This window comes from Ruegeria jejuensis (assembly GCF_041537905.1).
Taxonomy (GTDB): Bacteria; Pseudomonadota; Alphaproteobacteria; order Rhodobacterales; family Rhodobacteraceae; genus Ruegeria_C.
The window spans coordinates 241,080-262,107 of the sequence record NZ_JBGRUO010000003.1; the positions used below are offsets into that span (position 1 = coordinate 241,080).

A 21,028-nucleotide genomic window follows, 5' to 3' on the forward strand; every position below is an offset into this window, starting at 1 on the left:
GGCCGGGGAACAAGCCTTGCCTCGGGTCGGGGCTTGCTCCAAGACTTGCCTGACCACAATGGGAAGGCAGGGATTGTGATGCGCATTTTGGGGTCGCTGGTGATAATCGCCATCGCCTATCTGTTGTTCTGGCCTGTCCCGGTGAACCCGGTTGCCTATGACCCGCCCAAAGCCCCGGGGTTCACGGGCGATTTCGCCATCAACCGGGTGTTGGACGAGATGGAGCTGATCTCGCTGCCCGATGGCGAGCTGGGACCCGAAGATGTTGCGGTCACGCCGGATGGCCATGTCTATACCACCAGCCTGTCTGGCGATCTGTTTCGCATTGACGGGGCGGAACCGGTGCGGGTGGACACGCTTGGCGGGCGTCCGCTGGGCCTGAGGGGCGGGCCCGATGGCGCGCTTTATATCGCCGACAGCTTTCGCGGCCTGATGCGCTGGTCCGGCCCCGGCACGCTGGAAGGGCTGGTGTCCGAGATCGACGGCAAACCGGTGGTCTATGCCAACAACCTTGATGTGGCCCGCGATGGCACGATCTATTTCTCGAACTCGACGGACCGGTTCGATCCCGAGACCATGGGCGGGACGAAGCCAACCTCGATCATGGCGATCTGGGAACAATCCGATACCGGATATGTCGCCCGCCGCGACCCGGATGGCACGGTCAAGAAGATCGCCGATGGCTTTGTCTATACCAATGGTGTGGCGCTATCCCCGGAGGAGGATTTCCTGCTGATCTCCGAGACCGGTCGCGCGCGGGTGCATCGGCTGTGGCTGACTGGCGAGAACGCGGGGCAGCGCGAGGTCTTTTTGGACAATCTGCCGGGCTATCCCGACAATCTCAAGGCGCAAGGCGACGGGACCTATTGGCTGGCTTTTGCGAGCCCGCGGGTGCCGTCGGAAAAGCTGATGCCATTCCCGTTCCTGCGCAAGGTGTTGTGGCGGCTGGGACCTCTGGTGCGCCCGGCCCCCATCCATCGCGGCATGGTCATCCAGTTTGATGGCGAGGGCAACATCCTGCGCAATCTGCAGGACCCGGAGGGGCGGCTGGGGATCACCACCAGCGCCAAGAAGATCAATGATACCTTCTATGTCATGACGCTGACCTCTCCCTGGTACGCGCGCATGCCCGCCGACAACCTGCCGCCGCGTTAGAATGGACCCCCCCTCAGAACCCCATCATAGTAAGTGAACACCAAACCGGAGGATGAAATGGCGCGCGTATCCGTCGAATATGAGAACCATGTCGCACATGTGACGCTGACCCGTAGCGACAAGATGAACGCGCTGGATGATGCAATGGTCAAGGCCATCATTGCCGCCGGTCAGGAGGTCGCCGCCTCGGATGCGCGTGCGGTGGTGCTGTCGGGCGAGGGGCCGAGCTTTTGCGCCGGTCTGGATGTGGCCAGTTTCGCAGCCGCGGCCGGGCGCGATAACGAGGCCTGGTTGAATGCGCGGGACTATCACGACGCCAACGAGATGCAGGAAGTGGCGCTGGTCTGGCGGCGCGTCCCCGTGCCGGTGATCGCAGCGCTCAAGGGCGCGGTTTATGGCGGCGGGCTGCAACTGGCGCTGGGTGCCGATATTCGTATCGCTGCACCGGACACCAAACTGGCGATCATGGAGATGAAATGGGGCCTGATTCCCGATATGGGCGGCATGGTATTGTTGCCGCATCTGATGCGCTCGGACGTGCTGCGTCAGATGGTCTATACTGCCCGCCCCGTCTCGGCCGAGCGCGGCGCGGAATGGGGGCTGGTGACTGAAATTCATGACGATCCGCTTTCAGTGGCGCGCGCGCTGGCCGAAGAGATCGCCAGAAAATCGCCCTCCGCCATTCGCGCCGCCAAGCGGCTGATCGATCTGGCAGAGCAAGCCGGGCGTCAGGATGTATTGCTGGCCGAAACCGCCGAGCAGCTTTCGCTGATCGGCAAGGCGGATCAGATAGAGGTCATCGCCTCCAACATGCAGGGCCGCAAGCCAGCATTCAAATAGAGGCCGGATCATTGCATCCGCCGCTGTCACGCCTCGTGCTCTATACCAAGCGCATGGAGGAAATGGTTGCGTTCTACACGCTGCATTTCGGGTATCGCGCGGATCGGCGTGACGGTGATCGGATCGTCGAACTGATCCCGCTAGGGCCGGGTGCTCACCTGATGCTGCACCCCGCGGGGAAGGCCACGCGAGAGGGGCAGGTCGTGGTCAAACTGGTCTTCGATGTGCCCGATGTGGCGGCGTTCTGCGCGCAGGCGCGGGAGCGGGGTCTGGAATTCGGCGCGATCCACAAGGCTGACGGGTATGAGTTCGCAAATGCCAAAGACCCGTCGAAAAATGCGATCTCGGTATCCAGCCGCGCCTTTGCCGTGCGCTAGCGCATGAAGCTGCGGCGCGCGTCGCGGGCCATGTTATAGCGCATCTCCAGCTCTGCGATCCGCGCCATCGCCGCTTTGCGCGCGGCGGGATCGGTCAGGTTCGAATAATCCGCCCGCGCGGCATCCAGTTCCTTTTTGAGTGTGAACTCTTCCGGCAGAACGCCCGCCTGCGCCATGATCCTGTGGCCTGCAGCCAGCGCCGGGTCGCTCATTGCCTCGCCCGAGCGGTCGGGCAGGGGCTGGCCTTCGCCTTGCAGCCCGTCAAGCTGACCCTCGGCCCTGGCCTTGAGGATCTGACGTTCGGCGAGGTTTCGTGTGGTCCGTGTCATGCCGGCAGCCTAACGCAAAACCCCGCCGGGCGCGAGCGCGGCGGGGCTGAAAGGACGTGTTGCGGCAACGAAACCGGTCAGGCGATCTCGGCCAGACGGGCGAGAGCTTCGTTCAGCTTGGCCTCTTCTTCTTCGCGGGCGGCGAGATTGGCCTTGGCCTCCGCCACAACCTCTTCCGGGGCCGAGGCCGCGAATTTCGGGTTGTTCAGACGCCCGCGCAATCCACCCAATTCCTTGGCCAGCTTGCCTTTGGCTTTCTCCAGCCGTTCCTTTTCCGCACCGATATCAATGATATCTGCCAGTGGCAGGCCGAAGGACGCACCGGGAGCGGCGATCGAGATGGTGCCTTTGGGCAGGTCTTCGGCTTTGGTCAGGCTGTCGATCCGCGCGAGGCGTTTGATCAGCGTCTCGTTGCGGTCCCAGGCGGCCTGGCCGTTGGCGTCTATCTCCGTCACCAGCATCGGCACATAGAGGCCAGCCGGAACCCGCATCTGCGCACGGGCTGAGCGGGTGTTTTCGATCACCGAGATCACCCAGGTCATCTCTCGATCCGCATCCGCCTCCACCAGATCAGCGGCGGCGTAGGACGGCCAGTCAGCGTGAACGATCATCTTGGAGCGGTTGGCAGTCAGGCCCCACAGCTCTTCGGTGACAAAGGGCATGATCGGATGCAGCAACACCATGCATTGATCCAGAACCCAGCGCATGGTGGCGCGGGTCTCGGCCTGTGCCTCGGCATCATCCCCCTGCAGCAGCGGTTTGGAGAGTTCTACATACCAGTCGCAGACCTTGCCCCAGACAAAGGCATAGAGCCCGTTGGCGGCATCATTGAAGCGATAGCTCTCCAGCGCCGCGTCGACCTCTTCCCGCACGCGGGCAGTCTCGCCAATGATCCAGCGGTTCACGGCGGCCTTGGGTTTCAGATCGGCCACGTCCAGTTGCGGGACGGCGTCAGTGAAGACCTCGTTCATCTCGGCAAAGCGGACAGCGTTCCACAGCTTGGTGCCGAAATTGCGATAACCGGTGATGCGTTCGCGCGACAGTTTCAGCACGCCGCCAATCGCCGCCATCGAGGCGTTGGTAAAGCGCAGCGCGTCGGCACCGAATTCATCCACGATTTCCAGCGGGTCGATGACATTGCCGGTGGTCTTGGACATCTTCTTGCCCTTCTCGTCGCGGACGAGCTGGTGCAGGTAGACGGTGTGGAACGGGATCTGATCGACCACGGCCAGCTGCATCATCATCATCCGGGCGACCCAGAAGAACAGGATGTCGAACCCGGTGACCAGAACATCCGTAGGGAAGTAACGTTCCAGTTCCTCGGTCTGCTCGGGCCAGCCCAGCGTGCCGATGGGCCAGAGGCCGGAAGAGAACCAGGTGTCGAGCACGTCGGGGTCGCGCCAGACCGGATAGACCAGCTTGGTGGGGTCCTGTTCGACTGCGTATTGCGCAAGGCTTTCGGCGAATTGATGGATCGCCTCGTGCTTGTCGGCAACCTCGATAACGCTTGCATGACTCAGCGGGCTGGGAATGTTGGCGTTGTCGTCGAAGAATTTCTCGGTGACAGCCTCAAGGCTTGCCGCGCATTCCATGACATTGCCACGATGCAGCATGCCGCCTTCGTTCAGCAGGCGACCGAGTTCGACCAGATCAAGCGCGCCCTCATCCTCGTCGCCCTTGAAGTCCTCGGCGGACAGATCGAGCCCATACCAGACCGGTATCTGATGCCCCCACCAAAGCTGGCGCGAGATGCACCAGGGTTCGATGTTTTCCAGCCAGTGGTAATAGGTCTTCTCGCCCGACTCGGGGATGATCTTGACCGTGCCATCCTTGACCGCATCCAGCGCAGGGCCAACGACTTTTTCCGCGTCAACGAACCACTGGTCGGTGAACATCGGCTCGATCACGACCTTCGAACGGTCGCCAAAGGGCTGCATGATCGGCTTGCTCTCGACCAGCGGAACCAGCGCGGCGGGATCGTCCTCCTCTCCGAGCTTGGTGCCCAGAACCGGATCATCGGCACGGGTCATCACGGCCAGACCGTCGGCGGTGATCTCTTCGACGACCTTTGTGCGCGCCTCGAACCGGTCGAGCCCGCGCAGGTGATCGGGGACGAGATTGATCGCGTCGATCTCGTTCTCGGTGAAGGCGCGCCCGCGTGCAAATTCCTGCGCCTTGCCAGCTTCGTCGGCATAAGGCGCACCATCGGCCCGCATCGCGCCGCGCGTATCCATCAGGCGGTACATCGGGATACCGCCACGCTTGGCCACCATGTTGTCGTTGAAGTCATGCGCGCCGGTGATCTTCACCGCGCCCGAGCCGAAATCGGGATCGGGGTAGTCATCGGTGATAATCGGAATCTGACGGCGATGCTCTTTCGGGCCAACCGGGATTTCGCAGAGTTTCCCGACAATTGGCGCATACCGCTCGTCCGAGGGATGAACCGCCACCGCGCCGTCGCCCAGCATGGTTTCGGGGCGCGTGGTTGCGATCGAGATATAGTCGCGCTCTTCCTCAAGCACGATATTCCCGTCCTCGTCTTTCTCAACGTAAGTGTAGGTCTCGCCCCCCGCCAGCGGATACTTGAAGTGCCACATAGACCCAGGCGTTTCGATATTCTCGACTTCAAGATCCGAGATCGCGGTTTCGAAATGCGGGTCCCAGTTGACCAGCCGCTTGCCGCGATAGATCAGGCCCTTGTTGTACATCTCAACAAAGACCTTGATCACCGCGTCATGGAAATTGGCCGAGTTCTCATGCCCCGTGCGCGGATCACCCGCCGCACCGGCCATGGTGAACGCGTTGCGTGACCAGTCGCAGGAGGCGCCCAGACGTTTCAGCTGTTCAATGATCGTGCCGCCGTATTCGCCCTTCCACTCCCAGACTTTCTCAAGGAATTTCTCGCGGCCCAACTCGCGCCGACCGGGCTGTTGGGTCAGCATCAGCATCTTTTCCACCTGCATCTGCGTGGCGATGCCTGCATGGTCCTGACCGGGCTGCCACAGCGTGTCGAAGCCGCGCATGCGGTGCCAGCGGATCAGGATATCCTGCAGCGTGTTGTTGAACGCATGGCCCACATGCAGGGCACCCGTCACGTTGGGCGGCGGGATCATGACGGTAAAGCTCTCGTCGCGCGATCTGTTCGCGCCTGCCTTGAAGGCTCCGGCCTGTTCCCAGGCCTCATAGATGCGGGCCTCGGCCTCGGCCGCGTTGAATGTCTTTTCCATCGCCATGGGATGCGTCCTGCGTCAACGAATTCGGGTCAGCGACTGCAATAGCGAATGGGGTCGGGAAGGGGAAGGGCACATGCCGCTTTTGCGCAGGCAAACGCACCGCCAGAGGTCCGGCGGTGCGTTCAACTTACCTGTGGGACGCCTCAGATCAGCAGATCGAAGCTGTGGGACAGGGGCAGGGTGCGTGCCCGTTGACCGGTCAGGTCAAAGAGAGCATTGCCAAGCGCGGGCATCGCAGGCGGGGTGCCGGGCTCGCCCGCGCCACCGAGATGGCGGTTGGTTTCCAGCACCCGCACCTCGGTCACCGGGGCCGTGTGCATGCGGATCGCGTCATAATCGGGGAAGTTATATTGCTCGACCTCGCCATCCGCGAAGGTGATCTCGCCATAGGCCGCCGCCGACAGGCCATAGATCATGCCACCGACCATCTGCGCCTCGACCGTGTTGGGATCAAGCGCGATGCCCATATCGCAGGCAATCCAGGCCTTGTTGATGCGGATGGTCCCGTCCTCGTCCACCACCTCAATCACCTGTGCCACCGGCGTGCCGAAACTGTAGCAGAACCCGACGCCGCGCCCGACGCCATCTGGTGTCTTGCCGGTCCAGCCCGACATCTCGCGCACCGCTTCAAGACACCCGGCCGAGGGGGCGTGTTCGTCTTTCATCAACTCCAGCCGAAACTCCAGCGGATCACGCCTGGCGGCATGGGCCATCTCATCCAGGAAGGTGTCGTGGAAGAAACCGTTGAAGCTGTTGCCGACCGAGCGCCAGAACCCGACCGGAACTGCCAGGTCGGTCACATAGCCGCGCATCCGGTAGTTGGGGATCGCATAGGGCTGGTTGAACGCGCCTTCGACCAACACCTTGTCCGGCCCGCCTGAGGGCACGCCGATCCGATCCATGGACTGATAGACCGCAGATTGCGCGGCGATCTGACCGTCATAGAGCACTGCTTTGCCGTCCCTGATGGCGCCGCGCATCCGGGCCATCGCGCCGGGGCGGTAGAAGTCATGGCGCATGTCCTCTTCGCGCGACCATGTGGTCTGCACCGGCACGTTGGGCATCGCCATGGCGATCTGTGTGGCGATCACCGTGTAGTCGGACTCGCCCTTGCGGCCAAACCCACCGCCCAGGTAGGTGGTGTGCACATTGACCGCCTCAGTGTCGAGATTGGCCACTTCGGCCGCTTTGGACTGGATGATCGTGGGGGCCTGATTGCCTGCCCAGATGTCCAGCGTTGTGCCGGTGAAGAGCGCGGTGGCGTTCATCGGCTCCATCGTGGCATGGGCCAGATAGGGCAGCTTGTATTCTGCCGTGATCTCGGTCGCGCCCTCCGGCATCACGCTGACATCACCATCGTCGCGCATGGCGGAGTTGGCCTTACCGTCGAAACTCGCGGCGATGACGTCGAACAGAGCGTCAGTTTCCGGCGGGTAGGGTGCCTCGCCCCAATCCACCTCGATCGCTTCGACCGCCTGCAGAGCCAGCCAGGTGTTGGAGGCGACAACCGCAACGCCATTGCCCAGATCGACGATCTTTTCGACGCCGGGCATGGATTCGGCGGCGCTGGCGTCGAAACTGTTCATCTTGCCACCGAGTTTCGGGTTTACCCGCACGCTGGCGAATTTGAGACCCTCGGGGCGCACATCGATGGCATATTCGGCGGTGCCGGTCGATTTGCCCACCATGTCCACACGCGGGTGATGCTTGCCCAGAATGCGCCATTGCGATGGATCGCGCAGTTCAACATGGGGCGGGTCGATCTGACCAGCGGCCACGGCCAATTCAGTATAGGGAATGGTCGTGCCGTCCGGCGCGATCACCGCGCCCTTTTCGGTCTTGAGCAGGCCGCGGTCGACGCCAAGCTGCTCGGCCGCCGCCTGTTTCAGCGTCTCGCGGGCGGTGGCTCCGGCCTCGCGCATGCGCTCGAACCCGTCTTTCATCGAGGTTGATCCACCGGTGACTTGCAGGCTCAGCACCTTGCCCAGCATACCAAGCGCCTCGGCCAGATTGTGCTGGAAATCCGAGATGTCATAGCCTTTGTTGGGCAGCGCCTCACCCAGCATGGCGCTGTTGTAATAGGCGGCAGCGGCGGGTCCGTGCAAAACCCGGACATCGTCCAGTTCCACATCCAGTTCTTCGGCGATCAGGGCCGCCCATGTGGTCATCACGCCCTGACCCATCTCGGCACGGGGCGCAAAGAGCGTGACGCCTTCCTGATCGATCAGGACAAAGGGGTTCAGCGCGGTTTCGCCCTCCTGCGGCTTCAGCGGGTTGGGGGCGGGGCGGTTGACGTAATAGACGCCAAAGGCCACGCCGCCAACGATGGCTGCTGATCCGATCAGGAAAGTGCGGCGGAGGATTTTTGCAACAGATGCCATGATTTACGCCTCCTTCAGCTTACCAGCAGCGGTATGAATCGCGGCGCGGATACGGGGATAGGTGCCACAGCGGCAGAGATTGCCCTGCATCGCCTCGTCAATCTCGGCATCCGAGGGGCTGGGGTTTTCAGCAAGCAGCGCGGCGGCCTGCATGATCTGACCCGACTGGCAATAGCCGCATTGCGCGACCTGATGTTCGACCCAGGCTTGCTGGATCTTGGCCATCGCCTCGGGCGTGCCGACGCCTTCGATCGTGGTGACATCGCCCCAGACATCCGACAGGGCGACCTGACAGGACCGCACCGCTTCGCCGTCGATATGCACCGTGCAGGCGCCGCAGGCAGCAACCCCGCAGCCGAATTTGGTGCCGGTCAGACCGACCTCATCGCGCAACGCCCAAAGCAGGGGCACGTCCTCGGGCAGATCGATTTCATGGGCTGTTCCGTTGATCGTCAGGGATGTTGGCATGGCGCGTTTCTCCGCATCAGCTGATTTCTGACATAAATAGCTTATTTTGTCAGAGTGTCAATTGACAATATCGACACAAACTGTCAAATGCTGAAGATATGAAAGACCTCGATATCGATCCCAAGCAGAAAGCCATCCTCGAAGCGGCGTGGAGTGCCTTTGCGAGCTATGGCTATCGCAAGACCTCGATGGATGACATCGCGCGTGGGGCGAACATGTCGCGGGCGGCAGTCTATCTGCATTACCGAAACAAGGATCATATCTTTCAGACACTTGTGCGGTTTTGCTATGACATGTGCACCGCCGCTCTTAGCGAAGCGCTGTCGCGCGATGGTGCGGTTTCAGACGTGCTGGAGGCGGCCTTTCTTGCGCAGGGTGAGATTATCGTGAAGCCGATGCTCAGCTCAGCCCATGGGATGGAATTGCTTGAGGCGGGGAACACAACCTCGTCGGAGATGGTGCATGACGGCGAGGCAAGGCTGCGCGAGATCTATGCAAGTTGGCTAACCCAGCGCGTAGATGCCGGAGGCGCAACATTGCCGGGCAGTGCCGAAGACACCGCCGCCCTGATCACATCATCCCTGAAGGGCGCCAAGGTGACGGCCGGGTCTTACGAGGACTATTGCAGATCGGCGAAGCTCCTTGCGTCCGTGCTGGGCGCAGGGATCGCCAGGTAGATCAAGTCACCCGTTTTCGGACCTTGTAGTCGTCGCGATCCCACAGGGCTTCGCGCATGATCTCGGACAGGATCGCAACTGCCCCGTCGATGTCATTTTCATCCAGAAACAGGGGCGCAATGCCAAAGCGCATGATGTCAGGCTCGCGGAAATCGCCGATAACGCCGCGTGCGATCAACGCCTGAACGACCGCATACCCTTCGGCAAACCGGAACGAGACCTGACTGCCGCGCAGATCGGGATCGCGCGGGCTGGCAAGCTGCAGGTCAGGGCAATGCGCTTCGACCTTGGCGATGAACCTTTCGCTCAACTCAACCGATCTGGCCCGGACATCCGCCAGATCAACACGATCCCAGATGTCCAGCGCCGCATCAAGCGCGGCCATCTGCAGAACCGGTGGGGTGCCGACCCGCATCCGTTCAATGCCCGGCCCGGCGCGATAGTCCAGATCAAAGGCAAAGGGCGCTTCATGGCCCAGCCAGCCAGACAGGGCAGGCAGCGCGTTATGCGCATGACGTGGTGCGACATAGATGAAGGCAGGCGCGCCGGGGCCTGCATTGAGATATTTATAGGTGCAACCAACCGCAAAATCCGCCCCGACACGCGTGACATCAACTGCGTCGGCTCCGGCTGTATGCGCCAGATCCCAGATGGTTACGATGCCAAGCTCATGTGCTTTTGCGGTCAGGGCCTGCATGTCATGACGACGACCGGTGCAGAAATCAACCTCGGTCAGCATCAGCACTGCAACCTCCTCGCTGAGCGCGGAGTCGATCTGTTCTGGGGCCACCAATCTCAGTTCGTGCCCCTTGTCCAGCGTATCCAACAACCCTTTCGCCATATAGAGATCGGTCGGAAAGTTGCCGGTATCCGACAGAACCACACGCCGGTCTGGGGTTAGCTCCAGCGCGGCGGCGAGTGCCTGGTAGACCTTGATCGACAGTGTGTCACCCACCACCACATGGCCGGGTTCGGCCCCGATCAAGCGACCGATCCGATCGCCCAGATGCGTGGGTTGCGCCATCCAGCCTGCCTTGTTCCAGCCGGTGATCAGCATCTCGCCCCATTGCCCGCGCATGACCTCATTCATGCGGTCCGTGGCGGCAATCGGCAGCGGACCCAGTGAGTTGCCATCCAGATAGATCATGCCCTCTGGCAGATGGAACAGGGCTTTGGTGGCGGCGAAATCGGTCATATGTGATCCTGTCGGCAGTGATTGCCAGGACGATGGCCTGCCCGGCGCCGGTGGGCAAGGGGTGCTGCGGCGTTGCGTCTTGGCGAAGCCGGGCAACAGATGTGGCAGGTTGCGCACAAATCACCCCGGAGGCCGAAAGATGAAATGGCTCGATATCCCACCGATCTGGCTGGTCGGCTTCATCCTGATCGCCTGGGCGCAGGCGCGCTGGGCTGCGTTCGGGTTCAGCCTTGGCGGGGCCTGGTCCGATCTGCTGGGCGGGCTTTGTGTGGGGGCGGGGATTTTGCTGATGGTGCTGGCGCTGATGGAGTTGCGACGCTATCGCACCACGCCGATCCCGCACCAAACGGCTTCGGCTCTGGTCACCAGCGGAATATTCTCGCGTACCCGCAACCCGATCTACCTCGGCGATGCGCTGATCCTGCTGGGGCTGATCCTGCGTTTTGACGCGGTCCTGTCGCTGCCACTGCTCCCGATTTTCGTCTGGGTGCTGGAGCGCCGTTTCATCCTTCCCGAGGAAAAAGCGCTGCGCCGTGCGTTCCGTGCAGGCTTTGCGCGATACGAGCAAAAAACCCGGCGCTGGGTCTGAGAGAAATGTGACCCAGCGGCCAATACCAATGCTGCGCTTGCGAAATTTTGTTGCGCAATATAGGTCATGGCACCGCAAACCGTTTCAATCTGCGTCCGGATGCAGACAGCCAAAGGGGGCCTGACAGGTGAAGATAGGCACACCAAAAGAGAAGTTTGACGGCGAGGCGCGCGTTGCGATGACGCCCGACTCGGCACGTCAGTTGCAAAAGCTGGGCTTTGACTGCGCCATCGAAAGCGGCGCAGGTGCTGCTGCCGGTTTTTCGGATGCAAGCTACGAAGAGGCCGGGGTCGAGGTCATCAAGACCGCCGCCGCGCTTTGGAAGGCCGCTGACATTGTTGCCAAGGTGCGCCAGCCCGATGCGACCGAGCTCAAGCGCCTGACCAAGGACAAGACGCTGATTTCCTTCTTCAATCCTGCCGGAAACGAAGAAGGGATGGAGGCTGCTAAATCCAAGGGTGCGACTGTGATCGCCATGGAAATGGTGCCGCGCATCAGCCGGGCGCAGAAGATGGACGCGCTGTCCTCGATGGCCAATATCGCCGGATATCGCGCGGTGATCGAGGCGGGCAACAACTTTGGCCGCTTCTTCACCGGTCAGGTGACGGCAGCCGGTAAAGTGCCGCCTGCCAAGGTTCTGGTCGTGGGGGCGGGCGTTGCCGGTCTGGCCGCCATCGGCACCTCGACCTCGCTGGGGGCGATCACGCTGGCCTTTGACGTGCGCCCCGAAGTGGCCGAACAGGTCGAATCGATGGGCGCGGAGTTCGTCTATCTCGATTTCGAGGATGAGCAGCAGGACGGCGCGGCGACCGGCGGCTATGCCTCGGTCCAGTCCGATGAGTTCCGCGAAGCGCAGCTTGCCAAGTTCCGCGAGCTTGCTCCGGAAGTCGATATCGTCATCACCACCGCCCTGATCCCCAACCGCGAGGCGCCCGAGCTTTGGACCAAGGACATGGTCGAAGCGATGAAGCCGGGCTCGGTGATTGTCGATCTGGCGGCGGAAAAGGGCGGCAACTGCAAGCTGACCGTGGCGGACGAGAAGATCGTGACCGACAATGGCGTGACCATCATCGGCTATACCGACTTCCCCAGCCGGATGGCGGCGCAGGCCTCGACGCTTTATGCCACCAATATCCGCCACATGATGACCGATCTGACCCCCGAGAAGGACGGTCAGGTCAATCATGACATGGAAGATGACGTGATCCGCGGCGCGACCGTGACCCATCAGGGCGAGATCACCTTCCCGCCGCCGCCGCCCAAGGTGCAGGCGATCGCCGCGCAGAAGAAACCGGAAGTCAAGGAACTGACCCCGGAAGAGAAGCGCGCCAAGGAAGTGGCCGAGTTCAAGGCGCAGACCAAGCAGCAGGTGACCCTGCTGGCGGTTGGTGGCCTTCTGACGCTGTTGGTAGGTCTGATTGCGCCTGCAAGCTTCATGCAGCATTTCATCGTCTTCGTGTTGGCGGTCTTCGTGGGCTTCCAGGTGATCTGGGGCGTGGCGCACAGCCTGCACACGCCGCTGATGGCGATCACCAACGCGATCTCGTCGATCATCATCCTCGGCGCCTTGATGCAGATCGGATCAGGCAGCTTCCTGGTGATCCTGCTGGCGGGGCTATCGGTGTTCATGGCCGGGATCAACATCTTCGGCGGTTTCCTCGTCACACGGCGCATGCTCGCCATGTTCCAGAAATCCTAAGGGGGGCCGAGAGATGGAATTTGGCTTTACCACTGCCGCTTATGTCGTTGCGGCTGTTCTCTTCATCCTGTCCCTTGGCGGTCTGTCGAACCAGGAAAGCGCCAAGCGCGCGGTCTGGTACGGGATCGTTGGCATGGCGCTGGCGGTCTTTGCCACCCTTATCGGACCCGGTTCGGGCCTGTGGCTGCTGTCGCTTCTGTTGATTGCAGGTGGCGGCACCATCGGTGTTTATGTGGCGCAGCGCGTCCAGATGACCGAGATGCCGCAGCTTGTGGCGGCGATGCACTCGCTGGTTGGTCTGGCAGCGGTCTTTGTGGGCTTCAACGCGCATTTCGAGATCAAGAACGTGGCCGAAGTGATGGCCATTGTGGATTCCGCGAGAGAGGCCGACCTCAGCGATCTGGGCGCGTTCGCCAAGCTGATCGCCAAGAAGACCTCGGCAGAGCTTGCGATCCTGCATGTGGAACTGTTCCTCGGCATCTTCATCGGTGCGATCACCTTCACCGGGTCTGTCATTGCCTATGGCAAGCTGGCGGGCAAGGTGACCTCGGCGGCGACCAAGCTGCCGGGCGGGCATATGCTGAACGCGGGTGCTGCGGCGCTCTCACTGATCTGCCTGATCTGGTACACCAGCTCTGGTAGCTTCTTCCCGCTGTTCCTGATGACGCTGGCCGCGCTTTTTATCGGCTATCACCTGATCATGGGCATCGGCGGTGCTGACATGCCAGTGGTTGTGTCGATGCTGAACAGCTACTCGGGCTGGGCCGCGGCGGCGATTGGTTTCTCGCTGGGCAATGACCTGCTGATCGTTGTGGGTGCGCTGGTTGGCTCGTCTGGTGCGATCCTGTCCTACATCATGTGCAAGGCGATGAACCGTCACTTTGTCAGCGTGATCCTTGGCGGCTTTGGTGGTCCGCAGGGTGAGCAGATGGCTGTCGAGGGCGAGCAGATCGCCATCGAGGCCGATGGTGTGGCAGCGGCGCTGAACGATGCCGACAGTGTCATTATCATCCCCGGCTACGGGATGGCGGTGGCGCAGGCGCAGCAGGCTGTGTCCGAACTGGTGCGCAAGCTGCGCGCGGCGGGCAAGAATGTGCGTTTCGCCATCCACCCGGTTGCGGGCCGTCTGCCCGGCCACATGAACGTGCTGCTGGCCGAGGCGAAGGTGCCTTATGATATCGTGATGGAGATGGACGAGATCAATGATGACTTCCCCGACACGGATGTTGCCATCGTTATCGGCTCCAACGACATCGTGAACCCGGCTGCACAGGACGACCCCAACAGCCCCATCGCCGGGATGCCGGTTCTGGAATGCTGGAAGGCCAAGCAGGTCTTTGTGTCCAAGCGCGGTCAGGGTACCGGTTATTCCGGCATCGAGAACCCGCTGTTCTTCAAGGAAAACACCCGCATGTTCTACGGCGATGCCAAAGCCTCGCTCGACAAGCTGCTGCCGATGATCGAGTGAGCACGGGTTTGATCCAATTGCAAAGGGCGCCTGCGGGCGCCCTTTTCTTTTTTGTTTTTGGTTAGGGGGCTTTGCCCCCTCGGCCTTCGGCCTCACCCCCAAGATATTTTTTACCAGATGAAGCGCGGATCAGAGGTGGTTCTGGATGTATACGGCGGTATTCCGATAACATATTGAAATAAAAAGATATTTGATGTCTTTGGTAGGGTGGCTATAGTAGAGCGGATCAATCGGAGCCCGACATGCCGCCCATCCAGGACCACCCGCTGCGCTATGCGATTGCAAATGAGCTGCATGCACGCCCTTTCCCGGTCGCCACAGCGCCGGGAACAGCGGTCTATCTTGCCATCAAACATCCCGATGGGTCGAATGGTGCGGCGCGTGAGGATGCGCATGCCCATCTGCTCGATTTGCTCGACCGGCATGGCGCGCAACACCCGCAACCCGGTGCCACGCATTTCTCGGGCTCCCTCGGTCGTCATCATCTGAAATGGGAACAGCATACCGAGTTTGTGGCCTATACTGCCTTCTTTGATGGCGTGAGCAGTCGGCCCTTTGATCCGGCGGATTTCGAGGTGTTTCCTGCCGATTGGCTGGCGAGCGCACCGGGGCAGAGGATCACCTCGATCGCATTGCGTGTCATGGCGCGCCCCGACATGCCGAGGATCATCACATCGCTACGCGACTGGTTTGTGCCCGAAAGCCTGGCGGTCGCGCATGTGCTGGATGATGCGGCTGTCGTCGCTGGGGATTTCCGCATCGACCCGGCAGGTCATGTCCGGCTGGCGGTCTTTGTGTCTGACGGGACCGACAAGCGGCGGGTGGGACGAATCGTACAGCGTCTGTGCGAGATTGAGACCTATAAAGCGATGTCGATGCTGGGCTTTGCAGAGGCCCGCAAGATGGGCTCCCGGCTGGGCGAATTGGATACGAAGCTGACGGAACTGGCCGGAGAGATGGCCGATGAGGCCGCCCCGGCTGAAGAGACGCTGCCAAAGCTGCTGACTGCTGCGGCCGAGCTGGAGACGATGGCAGCGCGTGCCTCGTTCCGGTTCGGCGCGACCGGCGCTTATGAGGCCATCGTGAACCAGCGCATCCAGCTTTTGCGGGAGGAGCGGTTTCTGGGTCGCCAGACCCTGTCGGATTTCATGGTCCGCCGCTATGACCCGGCGATGCGAACAGTCAAATCCACACAGCGGCGGTTGCAAAGCCTGTCGGATCGGGCGATGCGGGCGGGCGAGTTGCTGCGGACGCGTGTGGATGTGCAGCGCAGCGCGCAGAATCAGGCGCTGCTGGAGAGCATGGATCGCCGCGCCGATCTGGCCTTGCGTCTGCAGCACACGGTCGAGGGGTTGTCGGTGGTCGCGATCAGCTATTATGCGGTGTCGCTGGCGGTCTACCTGTTGGGGCCGCTGACCAAGCTGGGCCTCTCCAAAACCACGCTGACCGCCGGTGTGACCCTGCCGGTGATCCTGCTGGTCTGGCTGATGGTGAAGCGCATCCGCAAACATCTGGAATGACCGGCTGTTCAGGTCACGCTTTCGTCGCTAGGACTTATCGAAAGAGTCGTTGGCCGTCTCGAACAAAGGTCGTCACATGGTCGGGTTTCCCAGAGCGTGGAGCGCGGTTGCCTCCATGTTTGTCCTCAACGGTGCCTATTTCGGCATCTGGGCGTCGCGCATCCCGGCGGTGAGCGATGCATTGTCATTATCGCATGAGACCTTGGGGCTGGCACTGTTGTTTCTGGCGGCGGGTGCGGTCTGTTCCTTTCCGATCACCGGGCGGTTGGTGGACCGGTTCGGGGCATATGGGGTCACGCTGGTTGTGGGCGTGCTCTATGCGCTCAGCCTGATCCTGCTGGGCGTGGCGGGCAGCTACGCGTTTCTGTGTCTCGCGCTGTTTCTGTTCGGGGCCTCTCACGGGTCGATGGATGTGGCCATGAATGCCTGGGGCGCGGAAGTGGACCGGCAGTACAAGAAAGCCGCGATGTCGTCGTTCCATGCCATGTGGAGCCTCGGGGCCGGGCTGGGCGCGCTCAGCGGGTTTGCAGCGATTCAGGCACAGATGTCGGTGCTGGCGCATTTTCTGGTGTCGGGTGCCATCGTAGCGGTGCTGACGCTGGCAATCGCGCGTATCGGGTGGACCTCACAACGCTCGAATCTGTCACGGGGCAAGGTCTTTGCCTTCCCCACCGGGGTGCTTGTGCTGGTTGGGCTCTCCGCCTTTTGCGGCGCCATGGGCGAGGGCGCGGTGGCGGATTGGAGCGCGATTTACCTGCGTGACAGCATCGGCGCGGCAGAGAGCGTTTCGACACTGGGGTATGCAGTGTTTTCGGTGGCCATGGTGGCGGTGCGCTTTATGGGCGGCTGGTTGATCGGCGCGCTGGGTCCGGTCCTTGCGGCGCGATTGGGCGGGGCCTTTGCCACTGTTGGGGCCATTGCGGTTGTCGCCGCCGCCGTTCCATCGACCGTCTTGATCGGGCTTGGACTGATGGGAGTCGGCTATGCCGTGGTGATGCCGCTGGCCTTCACCCGTGCGGCCAATGACCCGGACATACCACAGGGACAGGGGATCGCCAGCGTGGCGACGCTGGGCTATGGCGGGCTGCTGATCGGACCGCCGGTGATCGGGTTTCTGGCGCATCTGGCGTCGCTGCGGCTCGCGCTGGCGGTGCTGGTGCCGCTGGCTCTGTTGATCGTGCTGCTGGCCGGGGCGCTTCGCCCGCGCACGCACTAGGGTGCAATCGGTTTGACAGCGGCAAGCTCTGCGACTTAGCGTGCGCACACCCCCTCGGACCGAATTGCCAAGAGGCGCTACATGACCGAGAAACTGTCCCCGCGTGCGTTGATGGAAAAGCTGGTGTCTTTTCCAACTGTCAGCCGCGACACCAACTTGCCGCTGATCGACTGGGTTGAGGAGTATCTGACGGCCCATCGTGTGGGCGTGCACCGGATGGAGGCACCGGGTCAGCCGGAAAAGGCCGCACTTTTTGCCCATGTCGGGCCTTGGCAAGAGGGCGCGGTGGTTCTTTCGGGCCATACCGATGTTGTGCCGGTCGATGGGCAGGCATGGGAGACCGATCCCTTCGAGGTGGTCGAAGCGGATGGCCGCTATTACGGGCGCGGCACTTGCGACATGAAAGGTTTCGACGCGCTGGCGATCTGGGCGATGGTCGAGGCGCAGGGCCGAGACCTCGCCACGCCGCTGCAACTGGCGCTGAGCTATGACGAAGAGGTGGGCTGTATCTGCCCGCCGCATCTGATCCGGGCGATGGACCCTGTCGTGCCCAGGGGACGGATCGTGATTGTGGGCGAGCCCTCGATGATGCAGGTCGTGACCGGGCACAAGGGTGATATCGGGCTCAGTGTCCATGTGCATGGGTTCGAAGTGCACAGCTCGTTGCTGCATATGGGTGTAAGCGCGGTGCATGAGGCCGCGCGGCTGATCGAGTGGGCCAATCAACGCAACCGCCAGAACCGCGCCGCCCCGCGCGACGAGATCGCAGCGCTATTTGATCCGCCCTGGACCACCACCCATGTCGGCACCATCGAAGGTGGTACTGCCAGCAACATCACTGCGAAGGATTGCCGCTTCTTTATCGAATGCCGCACCTTGCCGGGGGCATCGCTGGACGACTGGAAGGCGGAGTTTCAGGCTTTTGCAGGTGAGGTCGAGGCCGAGATGCAAGAGGTGCACCCCGACGCACGGATCGAGATCAGCGAGGTCTTCAAGGTTTCCGGGTTGGTGCCCGAAGAACAAGGCGCGGCGGAGGCGCTGACCCGCGCGCTAACCGGCGACAATGGCACCCATGTGGTCAGCTACGGCACCGAAGCCGGGCAGTTTCAGGAAGCCGGGTATTCCGTGATCATCTGCGGCCCCGGCGACATCGCACAGGCGCATCAGGCGAATGAATTTCTGTCGGTTGACCAATTGCAGGCCGGGCAAGACTTCATGAGCGCGTTGTTGGATCATCTCTCGGGATGAAGGGCATTCCGATCACCGCCACGTCGCCGGTCGAACATGACGCGGCGCTGCCCTCAGCCGCGCCGGTTGTCATCATTGGTGGTGGCATCATCGGGGTGATGACCGCCTATTTCCTCGCACAAAAAGGCCTGCGACCGGTGCTGCTGGAAAAGGGGCGGATCGCGGGCGAGCAATCGGCGCGCAACTGGGGCTGGGTGCGCCAGATGGGTCGCGACCCCGCCGAGTTGCCCATCATGGTCGAGGCCAACCGGATCTGGCGTCAATTGCAGGCGGAGGGCTCGGACGATCTGGGTCTGCGCCAATGCGGCCTGACCTATGTGGCGCGATGCGACAAGGACCTGGCCGGGTTCGAGGCATGGTTGCCCCATGCGCGCGAAAACGGTGTCGATACGCGGATGCTGAGCAGCGCGGAGTTGTACGATCTCATCCCGCAGGCGCAGGGCAGCTGGCCCGGCGCGATGCACACAGCTTCAGACATGCGGGCTGAGCCCTGGGTGGCGGTCCCGGCGCTGGCGCGGGCAGCGGTGGCGGCGGGCGCCGTGATCCGCGAGAGTTGCGCGGCGCGGCTGCTGGATGTGCAGGCCGGACGTATCGCGGGTGTCGTGACCGAGGCCGGGCGCATCGTCACATCTGATGTCGTGGTGGCGGGCGGGGCCTGGTCCAACCTGTTCCTGCGGCGTCACGGGGTCGACATCCCGCAGCTTTCGGTACGCGCCACTGTGGTGGCCACAACCGCGGTCCCGGACATCTATGCAGGCGGGGCGGATTTTGGCGAGATCGCCCTGCGGCGGCGCGTCGATGGCGGCTATTCGCTGGCCGAGGGGGACGCGCATGATTTCTGGGTCGGGCCGGATGCCTTTCGGGCCGCACGCGCCTTCTGGCCGCAATTGCGGGCGGACCCGTTCGGGCGGCGTTATCTGCCCGCCGCGCCGCGCGGGTTCCCTGATGCCTGGGGCACGCCACGGCGCTGGACGGGGGACGAAACCTCCCCCTTCGAGCACTGCCGCGTGCTGAATCCCGCGCCGAACCATCGCAAAGTGGAGCAGATTCTCGACCGGTTTCAGCAGCTTTTCCCATCGCTTGGTGCAGTGCAGGCCGCTGCCGCCTGGGCGGGGATGATCGACACGATGCCCGATGTGGTGCCTGTTGTGGACCGGGCCGAAGCGCTGCCCGGCCTGTCAATCTGCACCGGGATGAGCGGTCATGGTTTCGGGATCGGACCCGCCTTTGGGCGCATCATGGCCGATCTGGTGACGGGGGACGCGCCCGGCCACGATCTCAGCAGGTTCCGTCTGTCGCGGTTCAGCGACGGGTCGGCGTTGGAGCTGGGGCCGGCGCTCTGAATCTATTGGCCGCGTTCTGCTCTGGAAGAACGGGCCGGGGCGTATATGTAGGTGGGATAAGACATGCCGGTCTGCGGACCGCAAAACGGAGGAGCAAGAGATGCCAGTCAAGAACCGCTTTGCGGAGCTGCAGGATGAAATCACCGCATGGCGCCGGGATATCCACGCAAACCCCGAGATCCTGTTCGACACGCACCGCACCAGCGCGCTGGTGGCCGAAAAGCTGCGTGAGTTCGGCTGCGATGACGTGGTGACCGGCATCGGCCGCACCGGCGTGGTTGGCGTCATCAAGGGCAAGACAGATACCGCGGGCAAAGTGATCGGCTTGCGCGCCGATATGGATGCGTTGCCGATCCACGAGGCGACGGGCTTGGACTATGCCTCGAAAACGCCCGGCGCGATGCACGCCTGCGGCCATGACGGGCATACCGCCATGCTGCTGGGCGCGGCGAAATACCTGGCCGAGACCCGCAACTTCGACGGCACCGCCGTCATCATCTTCCAGCCTGCCGAAGAAGGCGGCGGCGGCGGTCGCGAGATGTGCGAGGACGGCATGATGGACCGCTGGGGCATTCAGGAAGTCTATGGCATGCACAATTGGCCGGGTCAGCCGGTGGGCAGTTTTGCCATCCGCCCCGGCGCGTTCTTTGCCGCCACCGACCAGTTCGAGATCACGCTGGAGGGCAAGGGCGGCCACGCGGCCAAGCCGCAAACCACCGTCGACAGCACGGTGATGGCCTCCAAGGTGGTTCTGGCCCTGCAGACCATCGTCAGCCGCAATGCCGATCCGACCGATCAGCTGGTGGTGTCGGTCACCTCGTTCGAAACCTCCTCCAACGCCTTCAACGTGATTCCGCAGAAGGTCTTTCTGAAAGGCACGGTGCGCACCATGAGCACCGAAATGCGTGATCTGGCCGAACAACGGATCAAGGAGATTTGCGCCGGTATCGCGACGACCTTTGGTGGCACGGCTGAGGTGACCTATCACAGGGGCTATCCGGTGATGGTGAACTCCGAAGCGCAGACCGAATTTGCGGCAAGCGTGGCGCGCGATGTCTCTGGCAGTTGCAATGACGCGCCGCTGGTCATGGGAGGCGAGGATTTCGCCTTCATGCTGGAGGAACGGCCCGGCGCCTATATCCTCGTGGGCAATGGTGACACGGCGATGGTCCATCACCCCGAATATAATTTCAACGACGAGGCCATTCCCGCCGGGTGCAGCTGGTGGGCCGAAATCGTCGAACAGCGGATGCCAGTGGCGTGAGTTGAAAGCAGGCAGGGGACGTCGTC

At 62.3% G+C, this 21,028-nt stretch carries 17 protein-coding genes; 12 read left to right on the plus strand and 5 right to left on the minus strand.

Going from position 1 to position 21,028, the window contains the following annotated elements:
* Positions 1 to 78 precede the first annotated feature (78 nt).
* From AB1E34_RS05510 to AB1E34_RS05520, 3 genes are read left to right on the plus strand one after another with little or no spacing between them, the layout of a single operon-like run.
* Complete coding sequence (locus AB1E34_RS05510) at positions 79 to 1,155, plus strand: SMP-30/gluconolactonase/LRE family protein (RefSeq protein WP_372571332.1); 1,077 nt, start codon at positions 79 to 81, stop codon at positions 1,153 to 1,155.
* Between the two features lie 57 nt (positions 1,156 to 1,212).
* Positions 1,213 to 1,995, plus strand: coding sequence for a crotonase/enoyl-CoA hydratase family protein (locus AB1E34_RS05515; RefSeq protein WP_372571333.1), 783 nt, complete (start codon positions 1,213 to 1,215; stop codon positions 1,993 to 1,995).
* An 11-nt stretch (positions 1,996 to 2,006) separates the two neighbouring features.
* The gene (locus AB1E34_RS05520; RefSeq protein WP_372571334.1) at positions 2,007 to 2,372 is read left to right on the plus strand and encodes a VOC family protein; all 366 of its coding nucleotides are present in this window, start codon (positions 2,007 to 2,009) and stop codon (positions 2,370 to 2,372) included.
* Here the strand turns inward: AB1E34_RS05520 and AB1E34_RS05525 are convergent.
* The 4 genes from AB1E34_RS05525 to AB1E34_RS05540 all read right to left on the minus strand — a co-directional run bounded on the left by AB1E34_RS05525 (position 2,369) and on the right by AB1E34_RS05540 (position 8,783).
* The gene (locus AB1E34_RS05525; protein ID WP_372571335.1) at positions 2,369 to 2,701 is read right to left on the minus strand and encodes a DnaJ family domain-containing protein; all 333 of its coding nucleotides are present in this window, start codon (positions 2,699 to 2,701) and stop codon (positions 2,369 to 2,371) included. The genes AB1E34_RS05520 and AB1E34_RS05525 overlap by 4 nt on opposite strands.
* Positions 2,702 to 2,778: 77 nt before the next feature.
* Positions 2,779 to 5,934, minus strand: a complete 3,156-nt coding sequence (locus tag AB1E34_RS05530) for a valine--tRNA ligase (protein ID WP_372571336.1) — start codon at positions 5,932 to 5,934, stop codon at positions 2,779 to 2,781.
* A gap of 143 nt (positions 5,935 to 6,077) precedes the next feature.
* The gene (locus tag AB1E34_RS05535) at positions 6,078 to 8,315 is read right to left on the minus strand and encodes a xanthine dehydrogenase family protein molybdopterin-binding subunit (protein WP_372571337.1); all 2,238 of its coding nucleotides are present in this window, start codon (positions 8,313 to 8,315) and stop codon (positions 6,078 to 6,080) included.
* Positions 8,316 to 8,318: 3 nt separating this feature from the next.
* Positions 8,319 to 8,783, minus strand: a complete 465-nt coding sequence (locus AB1E34_RS05540; protein WP_372571338.1) for a (2Fe-2S)-binding protein — start codon at positions 8,781 to 8,783, stop codon at positions 8,319 to 8,321.
* Between the two features lie 98 nt (positions 8,784 to 8,881).
* Between AB1E34_RS05540 and AB1E34_RS05545 the strand changes: the two genes are divergently transcribed.
* Positions 8,882 to 9,460: a TetR/AcrR family transcriptional regulator gene (locus AB1E34_RS05545; protein ID WP_372571339.1), complete on the plus strand. Its 579-nt coding sequence runs from the start codon at positions 8,882 to 8,884 to the stop codon at positions 9,458 to 9,460.
* A 1-nt stretch (position 9,461) separates the two neighbouring features.
* Here the strand turns inward: AB1E34_RS05545 and kynU are convergent, their stop codons facing one another.
* Positions 9,462 to 10,655 (minus strand): kynureninase, encoded by a 1,194-nt coding sequence (kynU, locus tag AB1E34_RS05550; protein ID WP_372571340.1) that lies wholly within the window; start codon positions 10,653 to 10,655, stop codon positions 9,462 to 9,464.
* Positions 10,656 to 10,794: 139 nt separating this feature from the next.
* Here kynU and AB1E34_RS05555 point away from each other — a divergent pair, with 139 nt between their 5' ends.
* From AB1E34_RS05555 to AB1E34_RS05590, 8 genes are all read left to right on the plus strand, one after another.
* Positions 10,795 to 11,244 carry a methyltransferase family protein gene (locus tag AB1E34_RS05555; RefSeq protein WP_372571341.1) on the plus strand — a complete coding sequence of 150 codons (450 nt, stop codon included), beginning with the start codon at positions 10,795 to 10,797 and terminating at the stop codon, positions 11,242 to 11,244.
* A gap of 127 nt (positions 11,245 to 11,371) precedes the next feature.
* Positions 11,372 to 12,943, plus strand: coding sequence for a Re/Si-specific NAD(P)(+) transhydrogenase subunit alpha (locus AB1E34_RS05560; protein ID WP_372571342.1), 1,572 nt, complete (start codon positions 11,372 to 11,374; stop codon positions 12,941 to 12,943).
* A gap of 13 nt (positions 12,944 to 12,956) precedes the next feature.
* Positions 12,957 to 14,411, plus strand: coding sequence for an NAD(P)(+) transhydrogenase (Re/Si-specific) subunit beta (locus tag AB1E34_RS05565; protein WP_372571343.1), 1,455 nt, complete (start codon positions 12,957 to 12,959; stop codon positions 14,409 to 14,411).
* 242 nt (positions 14,412 to 14,653) lie between these two features.
* Positions 14,654 to 15,931 carry a DUF3422 family protein gene (locus AB1E34_RS05570; protein WP_372571344.1) on the plus strand — a complete coding sequence of 426 codons (1,278 nt, stop codon included), beginning with the start codon at positions 14,654 to 14,656 and terminating at the stop codon, positions 15,929 to 15,931.
* Positions 15,932 to 16,046: 115 nt separating this feature from the next.
* Positions 16,047 to 17,147 carry an MFS transporter gene (locus AB1E34_RS05575; protein ID WP_372571345.1) on the plus strand — a complete coding sequence of 367 codons (1,101 nt, stop codon included), beginning with the start codon at positions 16,047 to 16,049 and terminating at the stop codon, positions 17,145 to 17,147.
* An 81-nt stretch (positions 17,148 to 17,228) separates the two neighbouring features.
* Positions 17,229 to 18,395, plus strand: coding sequence for an acetylornithine deacetylase (argE, locus tag AB1E34_RS05580; RefSeq protein WP_372571346.1), 1,167 nt, complete (start codon positions 17,229 to 17,231; stop codon positions 18,393 to 18,395).
* Positions 18,392 to 19,738 (plus strand): NAD(P)/FAD-dependent oxidoreductase, encoded by a 1,347-nt coding sequence (locus AB1E34_RS05585; RefSeq protein ID WP_372571347.1) that lies wholly within the window; start codon positions 18,392 to 18,394, stop codon positions 19,736 to 19,738. The genes argE and AB1E34_RS05585 overlap by 4 nt, the downstream gene beginning before the upstream one ends.
* A 100-nt stretch (positions 19,739 to 19,838) precedes the next feature.
* Entirely contained in the window at positions 19,839 to 21,002 is a 1,164-nt protein-coding gene (locus AB1E34_RS05590) for a M20 aminoacylase family protein (RefSeq protein ID WP_372571348.1), read from the plus strand.
* Positions 21,003 to 21,028: the final 26 nt, after the last annotated feature.

Excerpts from the sequence above, each read along its gene's own strand:
- AB1E34_RS05525 (WP_372571335.1), bottom strand. The coding sequence starts at position 2,701 with ATGACACGGACCACACGAAACCTCGCCGAACGTCAGATCCTCAAGGCC.
- AB1E34_RS05570 (WP_372571344.1), top strand. The coding sequence starts at position 14,654 with ATGCCGCCCATCCAGGACCACCCGCTGCGCTATGCGATTGCAAATGAG.
- AB1E34_RS05545 (WP_372571339.1), top strand. The coding sequence starts at position 8,882 with ATGAAAGACCTCGATATCGATCCCAAGCAGAAAGCCATCCTCGAAGCG.
- AB1E34_RS05530 (WP_372571336.1), bottom strand. The coding sequence starts at position 5,934 with ATGGCGATGGAAAAGACATTCAACGCGGCCGAGGCCGAGGCCCGCATC.
- argE (WP_372571346.1), top strand. The coding sequence starts at position 17,229 with ATGACCGAGAAACTGTCCCCGCGTGCGTTGATGGAAAAGCTGGTGTCT.
- AB1E34_RS05575 (WP_372571345.1), top strand. The coding sequence starts at position 16,047 with ATGTTTGTCCTCAACGGTGCCTATTTCGGCATCTGGGCGTCGCGCATC.
- AB1E34_RS05540 (WP_372571338.1), bottom strand. The coding sequence starts at position 8,783 with ATGCCAACATCCCTGACGATCAACGGAACAGCCCATGAAATCGATCTG.
- AB1E34_RS05515 (WP_372571333.1), top strand. The coding sequence starts at position 1,213 with ATGGCGCGCGTATCCGTCGAATATGAGAACCATGTCGCACATGTGACG.
- AB1E34_RS05555 (WP_372571341.1), top strand. The coding sequence starts at position 10,795 with ATGAAATGGCTCGATATCCCACCGATCTGGCTGGTCGGCTTCATCCTG.
- AB1E34_RS05565 (WP_372571343.1), top strand. The coding sequence starts at position 12,957 with ATGGAATTTGGCTTTACCACTGCCGCTTATGTCGTTGCGGCTGTTCTC.
- AB1E34_RS05585 (WP_372571347.1), top strand. The coding sequence starts at position 18,392 with ATGAAGGGCATTCCGATCACCGCCACGTCGCCGGTCGAACATGACGCG.
- AB1E34_RS05510 (WP_372571332.1), top strand. The coding sequence starts at position 79 with ATGCGCATTTTGGGGTCGCTGGTGATAATCGCCATCGCCTATCTGTTG.
- AB1E34_RS05535 (WP_372571337.1), bottom strand. The coding sequence starts at position 8,315 with ATGGCATCTGTTGCAAAAATCCTCCGCCGCACTTTCCTGATCGGATCA.
- AB1E34_RS05590 (WP_372571348.1), top strand. The coding sequence starts at position 19,839 with ATGCCAGTCAAGAACCGCTTTGCGGAGCTGCAGGATGAAATCACCGCA.
- kynU (WP_372571340.1), bottom strand. The coding sequence starts at position 10,655 with ATGACCGATTTCGCCGCCACCAAAGCCCTGTTCCATCTGCCAGAGGGC.